We start from the raw sequence: 10,715 nt of genomic DNA on the forward strand, positions 1-10,715 counted from the left end.
CTTTCATCGGATTGCGCGAACCCGCACATCGAAGAAAGGAAGTTGCGCAAACCTGACCTTTTTGCGCAGCTTCCGGGCAGTCAGCGGCACCACCGACCCTTGCTGCGCGGGCTTGAGAGCGTTAAACAGCGCCGACACGCTAACTCCGAGGGGAAGCCCCATGCCTGCCTATCGCTCCCGCACCACCACCCACGGCCGCAACATGGCCGGCGCCCGCGGCCTGTGGCGCGCCACCGGCATGACGGACGGCGACTGGAACAAGCCGATCATCGCGATCGTCAACTCCTTCACCCAGTTCGTGCCCGGCCACGTGCACCTCAAGGATCTGGGCCAGATGGTCGCCCGTGAGGTCGAAAAGGCCGGCGGCGTGGCCAAGGAATTCAACACCATCGCGGTCGACGACGGCATCGCCATGGGCCACGACGGCATGCTCTATTCGCTGCCCTCGCGCGAGATCATCGCCGATTCCGTGGAATACATGGTCAACGCGCATTGCGCCGACGCGATGGTCTGCATCTCCAACTGCGACAAGATCACCCCCGGCATGCTGATGGCCGCCATGCGCCTCAACATCCCCGTGGTCTTCGTCTCGGGCGGCCCGATGGAAGCGGGCAAGGTCGAATGGGAAGGCACCGAAAAGGCGCTGGACCTCGTCGATGCCATGGTCGCCGCCGCCGACGACAAATACTCCGACGCGCAAGTGCAGGCGATCGAGGAAGCCGCCTGCCCGACCTGCGGGTCCTGCTCGGGCATGTTCACCGCCAACTCGATGAACTGCCTGACCGAAGCGCTTGGCCTGTCGCTGCCCGGCAACGGCTCGACGCTGGCCACCCACTCGGACCGCCAGCGCCTGTTCGTCGAGGCCGGCCACCTGATCGTCGATCTGGCCAAGCGCTACTACGAGCAGAACGACGCCACCGTGCTGCCGCGCTCGATCGCCACGGTGAAAGCCTTTGAAAACGCCATGACGCTCGACATCGCCATGGGCGGCTCGACCAACACCGTGCTGCACCTGCTGGCCGCCGCCAACGAGGGCGACGTGCCGTTCGAGATGTCCGACATCGACCGGCTGTCGCGACACGTTCCGGTGCTCTGCAAGGTCGCGCCCGCCAAGGACGATGTGCACATGGAAGACGTGCACCGTGCGGGCGGCATCATGTCGATCCTCGGCCAGCTCGACCGCGCCGGGCTGCTCGACACCTCGGTGCACACGGTGCACGCCGAGACCATGGCGCATGCGCTTGATCGCTGGGACGTGACGCGCACTAACTCCGACTCGGTGCATGACTTCTATCGCGCCGCGCCCGGCGGCGTCCGCTCGACCACCGCCTTCTCGCAGTCGATGCGCTACGACACGCTCGATATCGACCGTCAGGCCGGCGTCATCCGCGATGCCGAGCACGCCTTCTCGAAAGACGGCGGCCTTGCGGTGCTCTACGGCAACCTCGCCGAGGACGGCTGCATCGTGAAGACCGCGGGCGTCGACGAGTCGATCCTGAAGTTCACCGGCCCGGCGCGCATCTTTGAATCGCAGGACACGGCGGTGAGCGCAATCCTCACCGGCAAGGTCCACAAAGGCGACGTGGTGCTGATCCGCTACGAGGGCCCGCGCGGTGGTCCGGGGATGCAGGAAATGCTCTACCCGACCTCCTACCTCAAATCGAAGGGGCTCGGAAAAGACTGTGCGCTGGTCACCGACGGGCGCTTCTCGGGCGGCTCCTCGGGCCTGTCCATCGGCCACGTCTCGCCGGAAGCGGCGGAAGGCGGCACCATCGGCCTCGTGGAAGAAGGCGACACGATCGAGATCGACATCCCCAACCGCAAGATCAACCTTGCGGTGGATGACGCGGTGATCGCCGAGCGCCGCGCCGCGCGCGAAGAGAAAGGCTGGCAGCCGGACGAAAAGCGCAAGCGCAAGGTCTCCAAGGCGTTGAAAGCCTATGCCGCGCTGACCACCTCGGCCGCCAAGGGCGCCGTGCGGCAAATCTGAGCCGCCGCGACAGTTCGAGAAAGACACGGCCGTCCCTTCTGGGGACGGCCGTTTTCGTTTCGGGCGGCGGGGTGTTTGGGGGCGGGTGTTTGGGTGTTGGGTGTTTGGGGGGCTCTGCCCCCGCCCGCGCCTGCGCGCGGGCTCCCCCGGGATATTTGGGTCTAAGCGAAGCTGCGGGGCATGGCGCCGGACCTAGCCGGTGCGGGTTTCGCGCGCTTCGCTGGCGGTGACCTCCGCCGCGATCGGCTCGTCATCTTCATCTTCGCCCGCGTCAGCGCTTTCGCCCGCGTCCTCGCTGGCGGTCTCGCGCCCGGCGGCATCCGCGAGGATCATCTCGGCGGCGCGCAGCGCGGCGCCCATCACCGGTGCCAGCGTGCCGCCGGCGGGCATCTCGGGGAAGATCGAGGCATCGCAGACCCGCAGCCCCTCGATCCCGCGCACCCGCAGCCGCGTGTCGAGCGGCATGGTCTCTTCGCTGCCCATCATGCAACTGCCCACCGCGTGGCAGGCCGAGCGGCTGTAGCGCCGATAGAGATCGAGGATGTCGTCCTCGGTCTTGGCCCAGGCCGAGATCACCGTCTCGCCCTCGATGAACTCGGACAGCGCGCTGCGCTGCGCCAGCTTGCGCAGCATCCGCACCGCCGCCACCGCGCGCTGGCGGTCGCGGTCACTGGACAGGTAATTGGCCTCGATCTGCGGCGGAAGATCGGGATCGGGCCCGGCGGCAAACACATAGCCGGTGCTGTCGGGGCGCAGCGTGTGGCAGGTCAGGCGCATTCCCGGCTCTGGCTCAAAGCCGCTGACGCCCTGCGCCGGGTCAAACGAATGCGCCGCGGCGGTGATCATCGTGTCGGGCCGCTCGGCGCCCTTTTGCGCGGCGACAAAGCCCACCAGCTCTGCCCCGCCACGGCTCAGCACGCCATCGCTCGACAGCAGGTAGCGCAGCGCGGTGAGCCACAGACGCATGCCGGTCAGCGCCCGGTTGTCGCTGTCGCGCCAGTGCCGCAGCCGCCAGTTCGTCGCCAGCATCAGCTGATCGCGCAGCCCCCAGCCGATGTTCGGACTGTGGTGCTTGGCCTCGATCCCGGCGCGGCGCAACGCCATGCCATCGCCGATGCCCGACAGCATCAGCAGCTTGGGCGTGATGATCGCCCCGGCGCAGAGGATCACCTCGCCGCGCGCCTCGAAGCGCAGCTGCGCGGTGCCGCGCCGTCCCTCGACGCCGCGCGCGCGGCCCTCATCGAGCAGCACCCGATCCACCCGGACGCCGGTTTCGATGCGCAGGTTCGGCCGGTCCCGCGCCTGACGGATGAACGCCGTCCACGCGGTGCTGCGGCGGCCCTTCTCGTCGATCGTCCAAGCCGCCGGGCCGAGGCCCTCGGGGTCTTCTTCGTTGGGATCGTAGCGCTGACGCCAGCCGCATTCGGCCCCGGCCTGCATCACCGCCTGCATCAGCGGCGACAGCGGCTGCCCGAGCCTGACCTCCAGCGGCCCGCCGCGACCGCGCATCTCGCTTGCGCCAAAGTCGTGGTGCTCGATCTGGCGCAGACAGCGCGACATCTCAGCCCAACCCCAGTCCTCGCTGCCCACCGCGCGCGCCATGCGCGCCCAATCGTCCTCGCCGCCGCGCAGCCACAGCGCATGTCCCACCGCGCTGGTGCCGCCGGGCATGCGCCCGCTCACCCAGCGCTCCGCCGGGCCGCGTGGGCCCGGCTCGACCTGATAGGTGTAACGCCGGGTGGCGTCGGCGAGCAGGCTTTGCCGCGCCCCCGGCACCTGACTGAGCCAATGGCCGCCCGCGCCCCGGCCCTCTTCGAGCAGCAACACCCGGTTGTCCGGATCGGCCGAGAGCCTCTCGGCCAGCACACAGCCCGCCGACCCTGCCCCGACGATGATGTAATCGAACTCCCCCGCCTGCGCGTCGGTCATGTTCCCGTCAAATTCTTCCATGTTTGCCGCCACCCCCTGCGGGAGCGCCGCCTGCCCGAATCGGACCCGCTCAGGATCTTTCGTCCTTGGGCGAGCCCATGACCACATAAGAGGTTATGGCGCTGACCTGCGGTAACATGCCAAGAACCTCGGTGTGGAACTCCTTGTATGCGGCCAAATCGGCCACCTCGATCCGAAGAAGATATTCGAGGTTCCCGGTAATATTGTGGCATTCCTTGACGCCGGGCGCGCGGGTGATGACACGCTCGAACGCCAGTTGCGCGTCCTTGGTGTGCTTGCTGAGCCCGACGGTGACATAGGCGACGAAGCCGACACCGGTCTTTTCCGGGCTGAGCACCGCGCGGTAGCCGCGGATCACCCCCGCCTTCTCCAGCGCCGCAACCCGGCGCAGGCAGGCGGAGGGCGACAAGCCCACGCGCTCGGCCAGCGCGAGGTTGCTGATCCGCCCATCGGCTTTCAGCACCTGCAATATCCTGCGATCAATGTCGTCAATTTCGCTCATACATTTCTTTATGGCGCAGGTTTCGCTGTAGATTGCAACCTTTCACCGAAGCAGACGCGTAACTCTTGCGCCATGACACAGGACCTCATGCTCGCGCTCGCGACCTTCGCCCTCGTCACGGTGATCTCGCCGGGGCCCAACAACCTCATGCTGCTGACCTCGGGCGCCAACTTCGGCCTGGCGCGGAGCTTGCCGCATATGCTGGGCGTGGCGCTGGGGTTTCCGCTGATGGTCCTGCTTGTGGGGCTGGGTGCGATGCGCGTTTTCGAGGCTTATCCGCTGGTCCGTGATGCGCTCACGCTGGTGTCGGTGCTCTACATGGGTTGGCTGGCGTGGAAGATCGCGCACGCCGCGCCCCCCGGCGAGGCCGGGCACCAAAGCGGCGCGCGCCCGCTGAGCTTTCTGCAGGCCGCGGCCTTTCAATGGGTGAACCCCAAGGCGTGGTCGATGGCGCTGGGGGCGATCACCCTCTATGCCGCGGGCGGCGATCTGGCCGCGGTGCTGCTGGTGGCGGGCACCTATGTGGCGATGGGCGCGATCTCGACCACCACGTGGACGGTGCTGGGCGGCGGGCTGCGGCGGGTGCTGACCAACCCGGCGCGGCTGCGCCTGTTCAACTGGAGCATGGCCGCGCTGCTGGTTGCCTCGATGCTGCCGGTGCTGCTTGGCTGACCTCAGCGCTGCGCAGGTCCGGTCCGCCGCCATGGCGCGCGTCAGGCCGTGGCGCCGTTGATTTTCACCCCCTCAGCCGCCCCCGGAGCGGCGCGGCAAATCTTGCTTTGTTGCATCCGGGCGTCTTCGAGGCCATATAGGCCGCGACCAACAAGAGTGCCCGAGCATGACGCATTATCTCGACTTTGAAAAACCCCTCGCCGAGATCGAAGGCAAGGCGGAAGAACTGCGCGCCATGGCGCGGAAGAACGAAGAGATGCATGTGGAGGACGAGGCGGCCGCGCTCGACCGCAAGGCCGACGACCTGCTCAAGGATCTGTACAAGAAGCTGACGCCCTGGCGGAAATGCCAGGTGGCGCGGCATCCGGACCGTCCCCACTGCAAGGACTACATCGAAGCGCTGTTCACCGAGTTCACGCCGCTGGCCGGTGATCGCGGCTTTGCCGACGACCACGCGGTGATGGGCGGTCTGGCGCGGTTCAACGACCGTCCGGTGATGGTGATCGGCCACGAAAAGGGCAACGACACCCAGTCCCGCATCGAGCGCAACTTCGGCATGGCCCGCCCCGAGGGCTATCGCAAGGCGATCCGCCTGATGGAAATGGCCGACAAGTTCGGCCTGCCGGTGATCACGCTGGTGGACACGCCGGGCGCCTACCCCGGCAAGGGCGCGGAAGAGCGCGGCCAGTCCGAGGCGATCGCCCGCTCCACCGAGAAATGCCTGCAGATCGGCGTGCCGCTGGTGACGGTGATCATCGGCGAAGGCGGATCCGGCGGCGCCGTGGCCTTCGCCACCGCCAACCGTGTGGCGATGCTGGAGCATTCGGTGTATTCGGTGATCTCGCCCGAGGGCTGCGCCTCGATCCTGTGGAAGGACGCCGAGAAGATGCGCGAGGCCGCCGAGGCGCTGCGCCTGACGGCGCAGGACCTGCTGAAGCTGGGCGTCGCCGACAAGGTGATCCCCGAACCTCTGGGCGGCGCGCATCGCGGGCCGGAGGCGGCGATCGAGGCGGTGGGCAAGAACATCGCCGCGATGCTGGAAGAAATGGACGGGATGCAGCCCGCCGATCTGGTCAAGGCGCGCCGCGACAAGTTCCTTGCAATGGGGGCCAAGGGCCTCGCCGCCTGAGGCCGGCACCCCGGCGACAGTCACAAATCCCTGCAAGCCCCGGAGCGCGGTTCCCGCCGCATTCCGGGGCTTTCTTCATGTTCTGCCATAAGCTGAAGAACACGCCGTATCGCTCTGGCATGGCTGTATTATTCGACAGCAATTTTCGACGAATTCTGGCGGCGCGGCGGGATAATTCTGAAAATCCGCCCAGCCTTATTTCCACCTCATTGCGCGACAGGTATGGCTCACCGCAGAGGGCGGTATCGTCGCACACAGGAAAATCCAAGATTAAGACAATTTCAAGGAATTTCGCAGCGAAACACGCGCTGGCAATTCAAACGCCCGCAAATCAGCCCCCCCGGCTCCGCTTTGCGGCGTACCTAGCGCAGCGGGATGCCCGCCTGCGGTCGCTTGGCAGAGGGGTCGGAAGAAACTGCCTGCGCAGTCGATTATTATTTCGTTGCAAAGCTCTATGGAGCGGCCTCAGCGCGACACGAGAATCGCGCGGCGCATTCCCATCAATGTATGAGGCAATATCCTGTCTTTCCGCGGCGCGGCACCCAACTCAGATACGCCACTGAAACAGAATGGATATCCAAGACACCTCCCCTTAAGGCGGTAGCTTTTGCGGCGCATTCTTGGCCAATCTCCCTATATCGCTCATTCTTCATCATATTGTCGGCGCTATTTTCCGATTTCTGCCTTGGTTGTTGAGCGCCCGATAGAATGGCGCGCCTCGCTGCGTGCCAAACAAAAGAAAACGCGCTCGCCCCTTTTCGAAGCGAACGCGCCTAGCGAGTTTATTTCTTGAGATTTTTCTCACTTTTAAGGCAATACCTCAGGCGCCCGGTCGACGCCCAAGCGAGAGCGGCCTTCAAGACGTCGCATTCTCTGCCTTGGCGCGCAGCCGTGCACCAACGGACTCGATATCGGGATCGGCGGCCTTGGGGATGATCCGGTAGGCGGCATTGACGAAGCAGAAGAGCGCAAAGCCCAGCAGTCCAACGCACAGCGACGCGACCAGCACGCGGCCATAGACCTGCCCCTGCAGCCAGTCAAAGGCGCTGCCCAGTCCACCCGCTTCGGAGGCGTTGGCGTGCAGCGCGGCGTAGCAGATCAGCATGCCGATGATGCCGATCACCACGCCCTGCGCCGCGAGACCCGCCTTCAGCGCGCCGTTCCAATGGGTGGTGAAGTGATTGGCCTTGAGGTGATTGCGGTACTTCTCCTTCACCGCCTTCATCAGGTAGAACCCGCCCGCGGCGATGGTCAGCGCGCCAGCGATGCCGACGGCGATCTGCCCGCCCGGCGATTGAAGCACGGAGTTGAGCATTTCCTTGCTGCTGCCGCCGCCACTGCGCCCGATGAGCAGCGTCGCGGCCAGAACGCCGATGCCAAGATGCGCACCGCCGGTCACCAGCATGCCGCCGCGCGCCACAAGGCCCTTGGCGTCGCGGCCATAGGCTTCGAGGTCCCAGATGCAATCCACCAACCGCCAGATGGCGTAGGCCAGCATCCCCAGCGCGATCAGCACGATCACCGCCGTGCCCCAGCCGCCCTGCAGGCTTTGCATGGCCTCCGAGGTGCCCTCGGCCTGACCGCCGCGCAGGATCGAAAACAGCGACACTCCAGCCACCACGAGGTACACCAGCCCCCGGCCCGAATAGCCGGCGCGCATGATCGGGATCGCCCACGCAAAATCTTCGGGATTCACGTCCTCGAGCCGCTTGGCGCGGCGCGAGTCCGGCTTGATGGAGAGAGATTCAGCGAGGGACATGGCAAGACTCCGGTCTGGCAAAAGGGCGTGACGACTTGCCCCCTCAATGCCCGTGCAGCCCTCCGGGTTCCCCCGCCCGGCCCTCAGGTCGCCAGCATCCGCAATCCCTGTGTCACGTCCGAACGCACCGCCAGCCGCAGCCCCGGCTCATCGCCCGCCTTCAGCGCGGCGATAATCAGGCGGTGGTAGTGCGGCGCTTCGGTGCGGCGCAACCGCCCGTAGAGCTTGCGCATCGTCGGCCCAAGTTGAAGCCAGACGGTTTCCGTCATCGCCAGCATCGCCGGCGCCTGCGCGCGCAGATAGAGCGTGCGGTGAAACTCCAGATTGGTGCGGATGTAGCCCACCGCGTCGCGGGCTTGGATCACCTCGGAAATGGTGCCGTTGATCGCCTGCAGCCGGTCGATCAGAGCCATATGCGCCCGCGGCAGCGCGCGCGAAGCAAGCTCGACCTCGATCAGCGCGCGCAGCGCCGCCAATTCCTCGATCCGCTCGTTCGACAGTTCGGGCGTCGAGACCCGCCCGGAAGAGGACATCGACAGCGCGCCTTCGGCCACCAGCCGGTTGATCGCCTCGCGCGCAGGCGTCATCGACACGTCGAACTCGCGCCCGATGCCGCGCAGGGTGAGCGACTCGCCGGGCGCGATCTGGCCCAGCATGATGCGCTGGCGCAGGCCGCGGTAGACGCGCTCATGCGCGGACAGGACAACTTCGGACGGGCGGGGCTGGGGCTGGATCATGATCCGGGCAATCTCCGATGCGGCGGGGCTGGCGTCAATCGCCGAAACGGTAGCGATGCAGCGAGGCGCCCTCGACCTGCAGCCAACGCCGCGCCGGGCGCCAGTCGCCGTAAAGCTGCTCGACCACCGACCAGAACGCCGGGGAATGGTTCATCTGCGCCAGATGCGCGACCTCATGCGCGGCGACATAATCCAGAACCTCGGGCGGCGCCATGATCAGCCGCCACGAATACATCAACCCGCCGTCAGCCGTGCACGAGCCCCAGCGCGAGCGCGTGTCGCGCAGCGTCAGCCGGCTGTAGGGCAGCCCCAGCGCAGCGGCATGCCGGTCCGAGGCTTCGGCCAGACGGTTGCGCGCCTCGGCCTTGAGCCAGCCAAGCAGCCGCGCCGCCACGCGCTCTGGCGGGCCGGGCACCGCAAGCTGATCCGGCGCAAGGCGCAGGCTGCGCCCCTGCCCCGGCACGAGGCGGCGCATTTCCCCGGCGATCGGCAGGCATTCTCCGAGGCCCAGCCAGACATCGGCGCCGCGCTGCTCGAGATGGCCGCGCAGCCAGCCTTCCTTCTCGCGCAGAAAGCCGATGGCCTCGGCCTCGGGCAGCCGCCGCGGCAGGGTCAGCGTGACCCGCCCGTCAAGCTGCGAGAGCCGCAGGGACAGCCGCCGCGCCTGCGCCGAGCGACGCAGGGTGACGGCGATCGGCGGGTTGCCGGGAAGGGTGAACTGCCCCATTTTTATTGCCTCTGGACTGCCTCGGCCAAAAGTTTTGACACCGCCCTTGTGTTATGGCAGACGCTGCAGATTGTCGACCGTACAAGCCAGCTGAAGGGGACCACCCATGCCCAAAGAAGAATGGGGCACGAAGCGCGTCTGCCCGACCACCGGGAAGCGTTTCTACGACCTGAACAAGGATCCGATCGTCTCGCCCTACACGGGTGAGGTGCTGCAACTCGACACCGGCAAGCGCACCATGCTGTCGGCCGACCAGGCAGACGGCGCCCCGCGCCGGTCCCAGACCGAGAACAACGAAGAGGGCGATCTGCTCGAAGACGACGTCGAGGTCGAACTCGATGACGATGATGTTCTCGACGACGATGACGACGACGACAACGTCTCGCTGGACGAGATCACCGACGTCGCCGGAGAGGACGAAGAGTAAGCCTCGAACTTTTTTCTGCGGGCGGTCATTTTTTCGCTTGAACCCGCCCGCAGCATCCCATAGATCACGCCGCACAGCGTCGGAGACGACGCGGCGGACACCGCTCCGGAGCCAAGCTCGGCACTGACCGACACGGCAAAAGAGCACCGCGATTGGGGCCTTAGCTCAGCTGGGAGAGCGCCTGCATGGCATGCAGGAGGTCAGGGGTTCGATCCCCCTAGGCTCCACCAATCCTCTCTTGAAAAGCACCAGATAGTTCTGCCTTTCTTGTAAGAGGGCTTGTCTCTGTCAAGCAGACCGGTGTTGTTTTCCCTGCGAAAATCCATGCTGCTTTGATCCGCGCCTTTCAGCGCGTCGATCGCTTCGCAGCCCCCCTCTGTCAAAACCGAGGATGGCCCATGAGCGACCATTTCTTCGTCGTGACGGGCGGTCCCGGTGCGGGCAAGACCAGCCTCATCACCGAGCTCGCCCGCCGCGGCCTTCACACGACCCCCGAATCCGGCCGCGCGGTCATCCGCGAGGAGATGCAGAGCGGCGGAGACGCTCTCACCTGGGGGAATCGTATGGCCTATGCCGAACGGATGCTTGAGCGCGACCTCCGCGCCTACCGCACCGCACAGACACTCCCAGGCCCCGTGATCTTCGACTCACTTCTCGTCATTCCGTGAGCAACTTGGCGATCCGCTGCCTTCCAGTGCCGCCCAAGTATGGCGCCAACCGCTAACACGCCCTGAGCTGACCCCTGCGAGTGGTCCGGGTTAAATGCTAATGCATGGTCGGCCTTCGATCTATGGGGATGAAGGTCTCCGGTGCCGGTGTCCG

Annotated in this window: 10 protein-coding genes and 1 tRNA gene; 6 read left to right on the forward strand and 5 right to left on the reverse strand. The window is 66.2% G+C overall.

Annotated features, from left to right (window positions below):
• Window positions 1-160: 160 nt before the first annotated feature.
• Complete coding sequence (gene ilvD, locus ACXAJT_RS25985) at window positions 161-1,990, forward strand: dihydroxy-acid dehydratase (RefSeq protein ID WP_475241426.1); 1,830 nt, start codon at window positions 161-163, stop codon at window positions 1,988-1,990.
• Window positions 1,991-2,182: 192 nt separating this feature from the next.
• On the opposite strand, the gene ACXAJT_RS25990 is transcribed toward ilvD, so the two are convergent.
• Together ACXAJT_RS25990 and ACXAJT_RS25995 are read right to left on the reverse strand one after the other, a co-directional pair.
• Window positions 2,183-3,940 (reverse strand): GMC family oxidoreductase, encoded by a 1,758-nt coding sequence (locus tag ACXAJT_RS25990; RefSeq protein WP_475241428.1) that lies wholly within the window; start codon window positions 3,938-3,940, stop codon window positions 2,183-2,185.
• Between the two features lie 49 nt (window positions 3,941-3,989).
• The gene (locus ACXAJT_RS25995) at window positions 3,990-4,442 is read right to left on the reverse strand and encodes an Lrp/AsnC family transcriptional regulator (RefSeq protein WP_475241430.1); all 453 of its coding nucleotides are present in this window, start codon (window positions 4,440-4,442) and stop codon (window positions 3,990-3,992) included.
• A gap of 72 nt (window positions 4,443-4,514) precedes the next feature.
• On the opposite strand from ACXAJT_RS25995, the gene ACXAJT_RS26000 reads away from it, so the two are divergent.
• Together ACXAJT_RS26000 and ACXAJT_RS26005 are read left to right on the forward strand one after the other, a co-directional pair.
• Complete coding sequence (locus ACXAJT_RS26000) at window positions 4,515-5,114, forward strand: LysE family translocator (protein WP_475241433.1); 600 nt, start codon at window positions 4,515-4,517, stop codon at window positions 5,112-5,114.
• A gap of 166 nt (window positions 5,115-5,280) precedes the next feature.
• Window positions 5,281-6,243, forward strand: coding sequence for an acetyl-CoA carboxylase carboxyltransferase subunit alpha (locus tag ACXAJT_RS26005; protein WP_475241436.1), 963 nt, complete (start codon window positions 5,281-5,283; stop codon window positions 6,241-6,243).
• A gap of 856 nt (window positions 6,244-7,099) precedes the next feature.
• Here ACXAJT_RS26005 and ACXAJT_RS26010 read toward each other — a convergent pair.
• From ACXAJT_RS26010 to ACXAJT_RS26020, 3 genes are all read right to left on the reverse strand, one after another.
• Entirely contained in the window at window positions 7,100-8,002 is a 903-nt protein-coding gene (locus tag ACXAJT_RS26010) for a DUF1206 domain-containing protein (protein WP_475241440.1), read from the reverse strand.
• Between the two features lie 83 nt (window positions 8,003-8,085).
• On the reverse strand, window positions 8,086-8,739 hold the full coding sequence (locus ACXAJT_RS26015; RefSeq protein ID WP_475241445.1) for a GntR family transcriptional regulator: 654 nt from the start codon (window positions 8,737-8,739) through the stop codon (window positions 8,086-8,088).
• A gap of 34 nt (window positions 8,740-8,773) precedes the next feature.
• Window positions 8,774-9,466: a M48 family metallopeptidase gene (locus tag ACXAJT_RS26020; protein WP_475241448.1), complete on the reverse strand. Its 693-nt coding sequence runs from the start codon at window positions 9,464-9,466 to the stop codon at window positions 8,774-8,776.
• 106 nt (window positions 9,467-9,572) lie between these two features.
• On the opposite strand from ACXAJT_RS26020, the gene ACXAJT_RS26025 reads away from it, so the two are divergent.
• The 3 genes from ACXAJT_RS26025 (at window position 9,573) to ACXAJT_RS26035 (ending at window position 10,561) form a co-directional block, all read left to right on the forward strand.
• Window positions 9,573-9,893, forward strand: a complete 321-nt coding sequence (locus tag ACXAJT_RS26025) for a TIGR02300 family protein (protein ID WP_475241451.1) — start codon at window positions 9,573-9,575, stop codon at window positions 9,891-9,893.
• Between the two features lie 154 nt (window positions 9,894-10,047).
• Window positions 10,048-10,123: transfer RNA gene (locus ACXAJT_RS26030), tRNA-Ala, on the forward strand.
• Between the two features lie 168 nt (window positions 10,124-10,291).
• A complete protein-coding gene (locus tag ACXAJT_RS26035; protein ID WP_475241453.1) occupies window positions 10,292-10,561 on the forward strand; it encodes an AAA family ATPase in 270 nt (89 codons plus the stop codon).
• Window positions 10,562-10,715 lie beyond the last annotated feature (154 nt).

It is taken from the genome of Salipiger sp. ABF4_146, from assembly GCF_056161345.1.